General features: G+C 43.0%; 12 protein-coding genes. 3 read left to right on the forward strand and 9 right to left on the reverse strand.

Annotated elements, in window-relative coordinates:
- Positions 1-68: 68 nt before the first annotated feature.
- On the reverse strand, positions 69-431 hold the full coding sequence (locus E2R65_RS04650) for a nuclear transport factor 2 family protein (RefSeq protein ID WP_134335292.1): 363 nt from the start codon (positions 429-431) through the stop codon (positions 69-71).
- A gap of 212 nt (positions 432-643) precedes the next feature.
- Between E2R65_RS04650 and E2R65_RS04655 the strand changes: the two genes are divergently transcribed.
- On the forward strand, positions 644-2221 hold the full coding sequence (locus E2R65_RS04655) for a hypothetical protein (protein WP_134335293.1): 1578 nt from the start codon (positions 644-646) through the stop codon (positions 2219-2221).
- A gap of 65 nt (positions 2222-2286) precedes the next feature.
- Here E2R65_RS04655 and atpG read toward each other — a convergent pair whose 3' ends face one another.
- The 8 genes from atpG to E2R65_RS04695 all read right to left on the reverse strand — a co-directional run bounded on the left by atpG (position 2287) and on the right by E2R65_RS04695 (position 8137).
- The gene (gene atpG, locus E2R65_RS04660; RefSeq protein ID WP_134335294.1) at positions 2287-3186 is read right to left on the reverse strand and encodes an ATP synthase F1 subunit gamma; all 900 of its coding nucleotides are present in this window, start codon (positions 3184-3186) and stop codon (positions 2287-2289) included.
- A gap of 140 nt (positions 3187-3326) precedes the next feature.
- Complete coding sequence (gene atpA, locus E2R65_RS04665; protein WP_134335295.1) at positions 3327-4904, reverse strand: F0F1 ATP synthase subunit alpha; 1578 nt, start codon at positions 4902-4904, stop codon at positions 3327-3329.
- Positions 4905-4934: 30 nt separating this feature from the next.
- Positions 4935-5483 (reverse strand): ATP synthase F1 subunit delta, encoded by a 549-nt coding sequence (atpH, locus tag E2R65_RS04670; protein ID WP_134335296.1) that lies wholly within the window; start codon positions 5481-5483, stop codon positions 4935-4937.
- A gap of 86 nt (positions 5484-5569) precedes the next feature.
- Positions 5570-6061 (reverse strand): F0F1 ATP synthase subunit B, encoded by a 492-nt coding sequence (gene atpF / locus E2R65_RS04675; RefSeq protein WP_134335297.1) that lies wholly within the window; start codon positions 6059-6061, stop codon positions 5570-5572.
- A 92-nt stretch (positions 6062-6153) separates the two neighbouring features.
- Positions 6154-6363: an ATP synthase F0 subunit C gene (gene atpE, locus E2R65_RS04680; protein ID WP_121246414.1), complete on the reverse strand. Its 210-nt coding sequence runs from the start codon at positions 6361-6363 to the stop codon at positions 6154-6156.
- A 48-nt stretch (positions 6364-6411) separates the two neighbouring features.
- Positions 6412-7491 carry a F0F1 ATP synthase subunit A gene (gene atpB / locus E2R65_RS04685; protein ID WP_308472304.1) on the reverse strand — a complete coding sequence of 360 codons (1080 nt, stop codon included), beginning with the start codon at positions 7489-7491 and terminating at the stop codon, positions 6412-6414.
- 32 nt (positions 7492-7523) lie between these two features.
- A complete protein-coding gene (locus tag E2R65_RS04690) occupies positions 7524-7910 on the reverse strand; it encodes a hypothetical protein (RefSeq protein WP_134335299.1) in 387 nt (128 codons plus the stop codon).
- Complete coding sequence (locus E2R65_RS04695) at positions 7907-8137, reverse strand: AtpZ/AtpI family protein (protein WP_134335300.1); 231 nt, start codon at positions 8135-8137, stop codon at positions 7907-7909. The genes E2R65_RS04690 and E2R65_RS04695 overlap by 4 nt, the downstream gene beginning before the upstream one ends.
- 439 nt (positions 8138-8576) lie before the next feature.
- Here E2R65_RS04695 and porW point away from each other — a divergent pair, with 439 nt between their 5' ends.
- Both porW and E2R65_RS04705 read left to right on the forward strand, forming a co-directional pair.
- Positions 8577-11381 (forward strand): type IX secretion system periplasmic lipoprotein PorW/SprE, encoded by a 2805-nt coding sequence (gene porW / locus E2R65_RS04700; RefSeq protein WP_134335301.1) that lies wholly within the window; start codon positions 8577-8579, stop codon positions 11379-11381.
- A 6-nt stretch (positions 11382-11387) separates the two neighbouring features.
- A complete protein-coding gene (locus tag E2R65_RS04705) occupies positions 11388-13628 on the forward strand; it encodes a penicillin-binding protein 1A (protein ID WP_134335302.1) in 2241 nt (746 codons plus the stop codon).
- The last annotated feature ends 82 nt before the right edge of the window (positions 13629-13710 follow it).

A 13710-nucleotide genomic window follows, 5' to 3' on the forward strand; every position in this document is an offset into this window, starting at 1 on the left:
GCAATTTATATAAGTACTTATATAAATGCAAGTTTATTTTATTAACAATTTATAATCAATTGCCAAGGCTAATTTTCTGTGGGTTTAGAATTACAATAGGAATAGATCTTGAATATTTTTCCATCGGCATCAAATTCATACACATCACAGGAATGCACCACATTTACTGTTTTTTCTTCGCGGATAAATTCGGCCCGGCCATATATGGCAACCTTATCCCCATCGGCAACCAAGCCAAACGTTTCAAATTTGGTAGCGAGGGTTTTAAAATACTCGGCTACCGATCTGCAAAACTTTAAAACCTCGGTTTTACCATTGATGGTCATATTCTCTTCGTAAATAATCCACTCCACATTTTCTGCCAGGTAATCTTCTACTTCATCAAACTTACCGCCCGAGAATAGTTGTACAACTTGTGTATTGGTTTTCATATTCCGATTAATTTTCAATGCGATCTACTGCTTATAACTAAGGTTAATTTACATACAATATTAATACTTAACAAACAACAAATTGCTCTACCTCCCTGTAACAGCCTGATGTTTACAGGCAAATTCTATATTTACTGCTACTGCTTAAACGGCAAACAAGCATTTATTTATTAAAAATAAAGCCGCTATATTTAAGCGCTAAACCCTGGTTAATGAATACTAAAGCAAAATATTTTTTATACGGCTGTATCTGCCTATGCCTCATCACTATTACCATTACTTTATTCAGCATATCGCAAGCTGTAGACTGGGACCCCGGCACCGTAATTAAAATGGCCGACAATGCCCATAAAGGCATCCCGTTTAATCATTATGCACATCCCAACCCTAAAAATTTAAGCACTGATGAATTTGAAGTTGTTACCTGGTGGTCGCCAGGGCAATTTACCTTTCCCATGCTTATTCAAAAAGCCATTGGGGTAAAAATAACCGTGGCCATTAAGGTGCTTACTGCAATATGTTTGCTTTTAAGCGCATTGGGGATCTTTAAGCTTTTCGGTTTGCTATTAAAACGGAATGATGGTACAAACAAAGCTTCAACAGCTGCCGTAGTTTTATTGCTGTTTACCCTTTTACAGCCATTTTTTTGGGGGAATATATTTATTTACAATGGCGGCGGCATTTTGTTATTAGCTTATTGCCCCTGGTTTATTTACTGGCTTATACAAGTAAAACGCATTACGTTTTACAACCTGCTGCTGCTTTTAGTAGCCGGCTTTTTTGGATTTTTTCTCAAATCTGCCTTTACCAGCATATTTGCCGGGGGGCTTTTATATCTCTTTTTAACAAAGGCTATAACTACCGGCACCCCCTTAAAACAACAAAACATAAAAAATATCCTTGTAAACGCGCTTATTTTAGGCGGTTTATTCATCGCTTATGTCGTCATTATTAAGGCTTTGTATTTAAGCCATAATACCGGCATCAGCGAATCATCCACAGGCATACGTGTGCAGCCCCGTGTATTGCTTTATCCTGTTGTTGCACCGGTATTAGGTATATTCTGGTTAAACTTTATCAATAAAACTATTTACTGGGTAATCGCATTGATTATAGTTATACCTGTTTACTACATGATGTTAAAAAGCGACAGGATAGGCTTAACATACAAATATGTATTAATAAGTTTTGTTACTACAACCATCGCATTTTACGGTTTAATATACTTTATTAATGTAGATGTTTCTTATGAGTTACGCCACTTTATTATCATATCCATACTGCTTACGCCGGGCTTGCTTATCGGTTTATATCATTTAAAATGGGGCAGGTATTTTATTTATGGCGCTGCCTTTTTATATACGGCTATTAATATTTATCATTTTGCACAATACACGGCAACAAGCCCTAAAAGCAGCAACAACCTATTGTATAGCGGGTTAAATAGTGCATATCCACCAGAAATCATTGAAAGGATACATGCGCTCGACAATTTAAAGGGCCATAAAAAGGATATATTTTATTTTAAAAGTTTTGAGCTTACCATCGCTTTAGAAGTGAGAAACAACCGTGTGTTGCTGGAAGACAATTTTATCAACTTCCACTTTAACAATAAAGCTCGTTATGACAGTACATTGTATTTCGGCCGTAACACGGGCGATGTGTACGTGGTTTACCCGCTCCAAAAATTCAAAAAGGATTCTGTTACATTTTTAACCCGGTTCGAAAAATATAAGCAATTCCAAAAAATATACCAGGCTAAGGGATACGCTATTTTTAAAGCGCATTAATTAAACAAGCAAGGCTTTCCAAATTGGAAAGCCTTGCTTGTTTATATTGTCAGTAATAAAATTTATTAACCGCCTAAAGCTGCAGCACCGCTCACAATCTCGGTAAGCTCGGTAGTGATGGCTGCCTGGCGGGCCTGATTGTAGGAAAGTTTAAGGGCTTTCAGCAGGTCGCCGGCGTTTTCGGTTGCTTTATCCATAGCGGTCATACGTGCGCCATGCTCAGATGCGTTTGAATCTAATACGGCACGGTATAACTGAATCTTGATATTTTTAGGGATCAGCTGCTCTACGATCTCTTCCTGTGATGGCTCCAGGATGTAATCAACCTGAGATTCTATTGTAGCAGCCTTTGTTTTATCTTTTGGTTTCTGCTCCGGCATAGGTACAGGCAATAATTGCTCTGCAACCTGGTATTGTACTGCAGCATTCCGAAAATGGTTATAAACAAGCTCTACGCGGTCGTAATCGCCATTGATAAAGCCCTGCATGATCGCTTCGGTGATCTTTGATGCATTGGTGAAGTTTAGGTCAAGATACAGATCGTTATTGTTACCAATTACGTTGTACTTACGGCGCTGAAAAAACTCCTGGCTTTTTTTACCAATAGCAACAATAGATACATTACCGGCCCTTAGCTGCTCGCTGTATTTTTCGGCAATCAGGTTGTTAGCTGTTTTTATTACGTTGGTGTTAAATGCACCTGCCAAACCACGGTTTGATGATACAACAACAACCAATACACGCACCGGCTCGCGCTGTTGCAGGTATGGCGATGCGCCATCCTCCAGGCTTGCCGATAAGTTTGCTAACAGATCGTTTAACTTATTAGCGTAAGGGCGTAATTGTACAATAGCATTGGTAGCCCTTTTCAGCTTTGCCGCCGAAACCATTTTCATGGCCTTGGTGATCTGCTGGGTTGAGGTAACCGATGTGATCCTGTTTCTTACTTCTTTTAAATTAGCCATTCTTTATTTGAGATGTGAGAAGTGAGATTTGAGTATAGAGATAAAATTCCAACCCTTTTCCCGTCACTTTATCTAATTTAATCTGTTAGATATAAGATTTGAAAAAAACTCAAATCTCATATCTAACATCTCATATCTAATTAATTATATCTACCTGACAGTTCTTTAGCTACTGTTTCCAGTACGCCTGTTAACTGGTCATCAAATTTACCTGCTTTAAGGGCGGCCAGCACTTCGGGGTGGCGCAGCTCTAACTGGCTGGTATATTCTGCTTCAAACTCACGGATCTTGTTAACCGGTACGTTACGCATCAGATTTTTAGTACCTAAGTAGATGATAGCTACCTGTTTCTCAACCGTTACCGGCGAGTACTGGCCTTGCTTCAAGATCTCTACGTTACGCGCACCTTTATCAATTACGTTTTTGGTTGATGCATCCAGATCCGAACCAAATTTAGAGAAAGCCTCTAACTCGCGGTATTGTGCCTGGTCAAGCTTAAGTGTACCGGCAACTTTTTTCATCGATTTGATCTGCGCGTTACCACCCACACGTGATACCGAGATACCTACGTTGATGGCCGGGCGGATACCTGCCAGGAATAAGTTCGACTCCAGGAATATCTGGCCATCGGTAATTGAAATTACGTTGGTTGGGATATAAGCCGATACGTCACCCGCCTGAGTTTCGATAATAGGCAATGCGGTTAACGAGCCACCACCTTTAACGATGTGTTTAATAGACTCCGGCAGATCGTTCATCTGCTGGGCAATGTTATCGTTAGCATTTACCTTAGCGGCACGCTCCAATAAACGGCTGTGCAGGTAAAATACGTCACCAGGGTAAGCCTCGCGGCCCGGTGGGCGGCGTAATAACAAGGATACTTCGCGGTAAGCAACGGCCTGTTTAGAAAGATCATCATAAACGATCAAAGCAGGGCGGCCTGTATCGCGGAAATACTCGCCAATTGCAGCGCCTGCAAATGGCGCAAAGAATTGCATGGTAGCAGAGTCTGATGCATTAGCCGCAACAACTATAGAGTAAGGCATAGCACCGTTCTCTTCTAATGTGCGTACAATGTTTGCCACGGTAGAAGCCTTTTGGCCACACGCTACATATATACAATATACCGGGTTACCGGCATCGTAAAATTCTTTTTGGTTGATTATGGTATCGATACAAACGGCAGTTTTACCGGTTTGGCGGTCACCAATAACCAACTCACGCTGGCCGCGGCCAATCGGGATCATTGCATCAATCGCTTTGATACCTGTTTGCAAAGGCTCGGTTACCGGCTGGCGGTAAATAACACCCGGCGCTTTACGCTCCAAAGGCATTTCGTAAGTTTGGCCAGTGATAGGGCCTTTACCGTCAATCGGGGTACCCAAGGTATCCACAACACGGCCAAGCATGCCTTCGCCTACGTTGATAGATGCGATACGATTGGTACGTTTAACAGTATCACCTTCCTTAATATCGTCAGATTTACCTAACAATACCACACCCACGTTATCTTCTTCAAGGTTAAGTACAATACCCTGTAAACCGTTATCAAACTCAACCAGCTCACCTGATTGTACTTTGGTTAAACCGTAAACACGTGCAATACCATCACCCACCTGGAGTACGGTACCTACTTCTTCTAATTCAGATTCTGACTTAAAGCCGGCTAATTGCTGACGCAAAATTGCTGATACTTCGTCTGGTTTTACCTCTACCATTTTTGAGATTATTTTAGAGTTTTAATGTTATTATATTGTTGCAATACTTGCAAAGTCTTTTTTAATTTTCTTTAAGCTGGCTGCAACGCTGGTATCTACCTGCCTGTCGCCCACCGTAAGTACAAAACCACCAATTAAAGAGGGGTCTACCTGGGTATTTAATTTGATGGTACCGCCAATAGCCTTTTGCACATCATCCAGCAGCTTTTTCTTATTAGCTTCAGAAAGCTCTGCAGCCGATATTACTTTTGCGTAGGTGATGTTGTGCTTAATATCGTAAAGGGCAATAAACTCATGAGAAGTTGTGTATAAAACCTCGCCACGGCCTTTATCTATCATGATATTGAACATAGCCATACTCACCTTGCTTACCTTATCCGCAAAAATTTCGGCCAGGATAGCTTTCTTTTTACTGTGAGATACAATAGGGTTAGCCAAAACAGCACCCAGCTCAGGGCTGCTTCTTACCGTTTTATAAAAAAGCACCATATCATCCTTAACCGCCTCAACGGCCTTTTGCTCTTCAGCAAGGTCTATCAATGCTTTAGCGTACCTTATTGCTACTGTTACTTCTGACATCTTTTCTTGAGATTTGAGATGTGAGATTTAAGATGTGAGACTATTTACTGTCTCCTATCTCTAATCTAATATCTCATGTCTATATATTATAATTTCACTTCTTTAAGCAGGTCGGCTACTAATGCATCCTGTTTGCCCTGGTCTTCAAACTGCTTACGAAGGATCTTCTCTGCAATTTCTATCGATAATGCCGATACCTGATTTTTAACATCAGCCATCGCAATATTTTTCTGGTTGTTGATCTCAATGCGGGCCAACTCTATCTGGCGTGCGCCTTCTTTTTGTGCCGCTTCTTTAGCTTCGCTTACAATATGGTCTTTCAGCTTTCTGGCTTCCAGCAGTATCAGGTCGCGCTCGGCACGGGCATCTTTCAGCAAAGATTCGTTCTCGTTAGTTAAACGGGCCATTTCGTCTTTAGCTGCAGCTGCTTTAAGCAAAGCATCTTCTATCGAACGCTCTCTGTCGTCAATAGCGCCCATAATAGGTTTCCAGGCAAACTTGGCAAGCAGGAAAAACAGTATTAAAAACGATACCGTGGTCCAAAATACCAAGCCAATTTCAGGAGTAACTAATTCCATTGTTTTATGTAAAGTTAAATGTCAATTTAATATAACCGTATCTGCCGCCAACCGCTGCAGATACGGTTATGAATTTTCCTTTCGGGGTAAGATTATCTTAAGCCCAGGAATGATACAACCACACCGAACAAAGCAGCACCCTCGATAAGAGCGGCAGCGATGATCATGGCAGTTTGGATTTTTGAAGCGGCATCCGGCTGACGTGCAATACCTTCCATTGCTTTACCACCAACCTGACCGATACCGATACCGGCACCGATTACTGCTAAACCTGCACCTAATGCAGCGATACTTCCAATCATTGTTTTAAAATTAAAGTGAATATATATTATATAGTTATTTACAAATTATTAGTGGTGGTGCTCTTCAATCGCCGTGCCTATAAACAAGGCCGTAAGCAAGGTAAATATAAACGCCTGCAGTGCCGCCACCAGCAATTCAAGCACATCCATAAACACTACGAAGGGTACAGATACTACCGATACGTAAGCGCTTTTGAATACAAAGATCAAAGATATTAAACTTAATACGATAATGTGCCCGGCCGTAATGTTGGCAAACAAACGTATCATTAACGCAAACGGTTTTGATATGATACCCACCAGCTCTACAGGCCACATAATAGGGTATAACCATACCGGTACATCAGGCGCAAAAATGTGTTTCCAGTAGTATTTGTTACCGTTAACGTTTACGATGATCAGGGTAATAAAAGCCAGTACAAAAGTTACCGCTATGTTACCTGTTAAGTTGGCACCTCCCGGGAAGAAAGGGACTAAGCCGATCAGGTTATTGATCCATATAAAAAAGAAGATGGTTAACAGCAACGGCATAAAGCGCTGGTATTTGTAACCGATGTTTGGGCGGGCAATATCATCCCTTACAAACATAATAATAGGCTCCATAAAAGACTGTAATCCCTTTGGCGCTTTACCTTCGCGTTTTTTATACGCTGCAGATACGCTCAGGAAAATGATCAGCAATAAGATCATCGACATCCACATACTTACCACATTACGGGTGATAGAAAGGTCGATCAGTTTTTTATTCAGCTTTAATACCGTAGCGGCAGATAACAGGGTATCGTTCTCTGCAACAATATGTACTTTATCTTTCACCAGCCTGTAGGTATAATACTTGCCGGCATGGTCTGCGTGGCCATGTTCAAACTTATCTGCCGAAAATGTCTCTAAACCTTTATCGGTATATAATATAACTGGCAGCGCAACCGAAGTATGGCCCCAAAGGTGCCACATGTGCGAATCTGCAATATGTTCCAGGATAACCTCGCTCGGGTTAAATTCTTTTTCTGTTTCAGTTTTGGCGGCCTCATTATGGCCCTCCTCATGCTGTATAGCAAAAGTTTTACAAGTGCAAAAAGTTAAAAAAACGCCTAAAACAAGGCTGAGAGCTATTTTTTTTGATTTCAAAATGTGGCTAAAATACATTGAATGAGTGTTTTTTACTTTCGATTTTGGTTGCGCAAGTTACGCAACAAAACGTAAACTTCAAAGCCTGTATTTAAGAAATATAAATAAGAAAAGTTGAGCAGAAAAACGCCATTATCAATGTGTAATTTTAACACAAAAAGCAGGGCAAAAGCCATGCAGCCAAGCATCTTTACAATAGTGGTTGCCAGAAAGGCCTGGGCGTATAATGCCGGGTTAATATGCTGTACAACCAATACAGAGGCAATTACGATAAAAGTAAACCCGGTTATAAACACAAAAAGCACCCAGAATTTTGCCAGCAGCAGGTTACCGTGCCCGGTATAATTAAGCATTGCGGGTATAGCGGCCAGCAGCGTTACAAACAGGGCAAAGGCTGCAAATATCTTTAACGGCCTCAATTTTTTACAGATCTGATGACCAGGTATAGTGATGCAAATACGCCAATAAGCGATAGCGCCGCAGTAACCCATTTGGTTTGGTGATGGCTTGCCTCATCAATTTTATACCCCGCAAATGCAAATATGCCTATAACGGCGAACATCTGCACCGCCATGCCTGTATACTTAGCATAAGCGTTTACTGCTTTACCCTCCTGTTTGGGCTGGTTTTGTTCATTTTGTGCCATGTGGCAAATTTATTAAACCTATTGAATACTATTTAGTAAATTAGCGATACTTTTTATAACCTATATAATCAATGTAATATCCTTGTGATGGAAAAGGTGGTTAATATTGTTAAACAACACGAACAGGAAATGCTTTATATAAATTACTGGCTTAAACAGCCTGTTATTGAGCATTTAAGAGAAGTGACCCGCCTTAGATACAATTACTATAAATGGCTTAATATGTCATTCCCCGGTGCGATTTTGGGTTTGGTTCGGTAGGTTTAAAAAAATAAGATTTTTTAAGAGATCATTATGTTACACAATTGGGTTATCCTCCATTAAGAATAGATATTTTAAACAGCATTCAGCCTCCTCAAAAACCAAAGGCAGCTAAATAACCATATAACAACCTATAACATTGAGCCGCTTTTTTACCACTTCTGTATCCAAGTATATCTTGTTAGCAATAATCATAATTATTGCCGGCTGCTCGCTCGAAAAAAAGAGCGCTTTAAACCGTGGTTTGCAAAACCTTACTGCTAAATATAACATCCTTTTTAATGCCAACGAATTGCTGCGCCTGAAACAGGAAGGCTATGAAGCCGCCTACGTAGATGATTACAGCGAGATCTTAAGCGTTTACCGCGATACCGTGGCCAAAAGCGACGAGCCTGATAAAGAGCTTGACCTGGTTAAGCAAAAAGCCAACAATATCATCAGCGTTAAAGAGCAAAGCCACTACCTGGGTAATGCCTACCTGTTGCTGAGTAAAGCCAATTATCTCGACGGAAATTATTTTGATGCGATAGAATATGCCAACTATGTCATCCGCTCGTTTGGCAATCAGGAAGATCTGAAACAGGAAGCTTTGGTGTATAAGGGACGTTCCCTGCTTTACATTAACCAGCCTAACGATGCTAAAATTACGTTAGACAGCGCCCTGCAAAACGTTAATCCTAAAAAAAGGATAACCGCTGATGTTTACGCCAGCAAATTACAATATGACATCAACGCACAGGATTATGCCGATGCCGAAGCTATGGCTAAACTTGCCGTAGCCTATAGCCATAGCAGCACACAGCGCCTTCGGTGGACATTTATCCTTGCCCAACTGCAGGAATTAAACAACAAACCTGCCGATGCCATTGCCAATTACACCAAAATAAGCAAAAGCAACGCCGTATTTGATATGGCCTTTAATGCCAATCTTAACCGTATCCGGATAGAGGATATGCAAAACGGTGTAAAGATAAGCCGCCTGGCACGCTTACAAGCCTTGCTTAAAAACCAAAACAACCTTGATTTTACCGACCAGATCTATTTCCAGATAGGGCAGTTGCAATTCAATGCAGGCGAGATAGATCATGCACTGAAAAGCTACCGCCAGTCGATAAATAGCACTACAAAAAATCAAAATCAAAAAGGCCTCTCCTACCTGCGCATGGCCGATGTGTATTTTAAAAACAAAGCCGACTACAGTAACGCCAAAAAGTATTACGATAGTTCGCTGGTGAGTTTATCGCCCAATTATCCAAATTATAAGGCCATTCAAAAGAAAAGCGACAACCTGCAGGTACTGGCCGACAGGCTGCAGATCATATCCCGCGAGGATACCCTGCAAATGCTGGCCCGCCTTGATGAACCTGCCCGCGTGGCGCGTATAGATAAAATGGTAGAAGCCCGCATCCTGCAATCGCGGCAGGTTACAGCCGTTACCGTAGCACAAGCTAAAGGCGCCATCAACATTAACGAGCCGCCACAAGAGAGCACCCCTAATGGCAGTAATTTTTATTTCAGCAACAACAATGCTGTAAGCCAGGGTTTTACCAGCTTTAAGCGGGTTTGGGGCAAACGTAAGCTGGAGGACAACTGGCGCCGCGCCAACCGGGCAGGCAGCGATATTACCCAGAACAATTCTGTAGCCATTAAAAATATCGACCCTGATGCCCCGGCCAATGATGTGATAAATAATACCCCGGGCAACACCAGCGCAGCCAATTACCGGCAGGACCTGGTACAAAACCTGCCGCTTACACCAGCCTTACTGGCACAATCAAATAAACGAATTTTTGATGCTTATTTTGATATAGCCAATTTTTACCGCGATGTGCTGGAAGATAAAAAAGAGGCCATTGCCGAGTATGAATTGATATTGACCCGTTTCCCTAACAATGACAATACGGCGGCTATCTACTACAACTTGTACCGTTTATACAGCGATATTGATGCGGCATCATCTGATAAATATAAAAACCTGCTGGTAAAAAACTACCCGCAAACGCCATTTGCCCGGATCATCCTCGATCCCGAGTACAGCAAGCACATCAATGATGAGGATACCGGCTTCAGCATCCTGTATAATAATGTATATGACTTGTATGCTGCCAAGCAATACGCCAAAGTTATCAGTGCTGCCGATGCATTGCTTGTACAATACCCCAACAACCGGTTTGCTGCGCAGATCTACTACCTGCGCGCATTTGCTGCCGGCCATCAGGAGCCGCTGGCACCATTCAATAACGATTTGCAAAGCATTATCAGCAAATACCCTGATGATAAGCTGATAACGCCGCTCATCAACCAGCACCTGGCCTACATTGCGGCCAACCAGGCAGAACTGGCCGCCCGCCGTATTGTCATATCAGACAGGGAACTAAACGACCCGCAATTTACTTTGCCCATAGTTTACCAGCAAAAAACAGAGTACAGAACAAAAGCCGAAAAATATGAGGTAGTGGCAGATGTGCGCAAGCCCGAGCCTAAACCTGCAGAACCGGTAAAAGAAGTAAAGGCAACATCTATCACGGCTATAACCCCGCCGCCTGCCCCAAAACCAACCCCGGTAGTTACGCAGCCGGTTACACAACCCCAGCTGCAGCCGGTAAAAAAGGCACCGTTTATATTTAATATGCGCGATAGTACCAACTATTACTTTGTGGTAAATGTAAACAGCGGCACAACTAATTTATCCTCATCGCGTTTTGGTATAGGGCAGTTTAACCGGGTTAATTTTCAAAACAATACGGTTAAACATCAGTTAAAAAACGTGGGCGACGATCACCAGCTGATCTACATCGGCCGTTTTTATAACCTGAACAATGTTAAAGATTACGCCCGTGCCATTATCCCGCTGATGCCCGATATTATGAAGGTGCCTAAGGATAAATACAGCTTTTTTATCATAACACAAGAAAATCTGGATAAATTAGCCGATCAAAAAACACTGGATAGTTATATAGACTATTACCAACAAAACTACTAAGAACAGATGATCAATAAAGTTTCGCAACAGGATATAAAACGTTACAACTGGTACTTTTGGCGTTTCTTTATCGGCTGTTTTGCCTTTTTCGTAATCATGATACTGCTGATCGCCTTCCAGGTATTTGGCCCGCTACCGTCCTTCCGCGAACTGGAAAACCCCAAAAGCGACCAGGCTTCAGAGATCATGTCATCAGATAAGCAGGTAATTGGTAAATATTACATCAAAAACCGTACAAGCGTTACCTATAAACAAATTTCGCCCAATATCATTAACGCATTGATAGCCACCGAGGATACCCGCTTTTATCAGCACTCGGGCATCGATTTTCAGCGTACATTCAGCATTGTGCTGTATAACCTGGTTGGCAAGAAACAGGGCGGCAGTACCATTACCCAGCAATTGGCGCTCAACCTGTTTTCAGAGCGCTCACGCAACCCTTTTAAACGGGTGATACAAAAGCTACAGGAATGGATAACCGCCGTTAAAATAGAGCGTAATTACACTAAAGAAGAGATCTTGACGCTATACCTGAACACGGTTGATTTTGGCGCCTACAACACCTACGGTATCAGTTCGGCAGCGCGTACCTACTTTAACAGCACGCCCGATAAGCTTACGCCGGACCAGGCTGCATTATTGATCGGGATGATCAACGGGCCGGGGATTTACTCGCCCATAAACCACCCCGAAAACGCCAAAAATCGCCGCAATTTCGTCCTGCGACGTATGGATGAAGAAGGTTTTTTGAGTGCCGGGCAGGCCGAGGAATATAAAGCCAAACCACTCGGCCTTACCTTTAGCCCGATCGACCATAACGACGGGATTGCCACCTATTTTAGAGCGGTGCTCAAAAAGGAGATACAAAAAATATTGGTTGATAAATCTATCTTTAAACCGGACGGCACCACCCCTTACGACCTGGACCGCGACGGCCTGAAAATATACACCACTATTGATGCCACCATGCAGCAGTATGCCGAAGAGGCACAAAAAGAATACATGCGCAAACTGCAGGCACAATTTAACGCCCACTGGAAGGGTATCAGCCTTTGGAAAAGCATCCCAACCTTTAAATCGCTGCTGGATAAGGGCATGCACCGGTCTGACCGGTATATCGCCCTGAAATCACAGGGAGCATCTGACGAGGAGATCCGCGAGGACTTTAACAAGCCCGCCAAGATGAACCTGTTTACCTGGCGCGGCGATATCGATACGCTGATGAAGCCTATCGACTCGATTGTGTATTGTAAAATGATGCTGCGTAATGCCCTGATGAGTATGGACCCTACCACAGGCTATATCAAGGCCTGGGTTGGCGGCACCAACTTTGAGCATTTTAAGTACGACCAGGTAAAAATGGGTACCCGCCAGGTGGGTTCAACTGCTAAACCTTTCACCTATGCAGTAGCTATAGATGATGGCATCTCACCCTGCCAGCAGGTGGCCAATGAGCCGATAACCATTACCGGTTACGGTGCCGACTGGTCGCCGCGCTCGTCGCCGAGCGAGACTGTGCCGGGGGTAATAACTTTACGCACAGCTTTGGCCCGGTCGCAAAACTGGGTAACAGCCTATGTAATGAATGAGGTTAAACCACAACCCGTGGCAGATCTGATCAAAAAGATGGGTATCACCAGCAATGTACCGCCCTACCCTTCCATTTGCCTGGGCACCTTTGATGCCTCTGTATTTGATATGACGGGTGCTTACTCGGCATTTGCCAACGAAGGTGTGTGGACAGAGCCCACCTACCTTTTGCGTATAGAGGATAAAAATGGCAACGTTTTATACAACAACACCCCGCGTGTGGTGCAGGCCATGAATGCACAAACCGCCTACGTAATGACCTATATGCTAAAAGGCGTAATTGATGAAGGTACGGGCTGGCGTTTGCGCGGTACATACGGTTTAAAGAACCCTATCGGTGGCAAAACCGGTACCACTAATGATAATTCCGACGGTTGGTTCATCGGCATCACCCCGCAACTGGTTACCGGCATCTGGACGGGCTGCGAAGACCGCGATATCCATTTCCGCTCAACCCGTTTGGGCGAGGGTGCCAACACGGCCCTGCCTATTTTTGCAGGATATATGAAACGCGTATATGCCAACCAGGCGCTCGGCATCAAAAAGAATGTAGACTTTGTACCGCCAAAATCCGGCCTGTCAATTACGCTTGATTGCGGGGCTTACAGTCAGCAGCAAAAAGGCACTAATGAGGTAGAGAAAAAACTGGATTTTTAGCCCCCTAACCCCCTAAAGGGGGAACAAGCAGGGCGATAGATAACAATTAGTAAAGCAATTCCCTCTTTAGGGGGTTAGGGGG

Origin of the sequence: Mucilaginibacter phyllosphaerae, assembly GCF_004378255.1 — a bacterium.
GTDB lineage: Bacteria > Bacteroidota > Bacteroidia > Sphingobacteriales > Sphingobacteriaceae > Mucilaginibacter > Mucilaginibacter phyllosphaerae.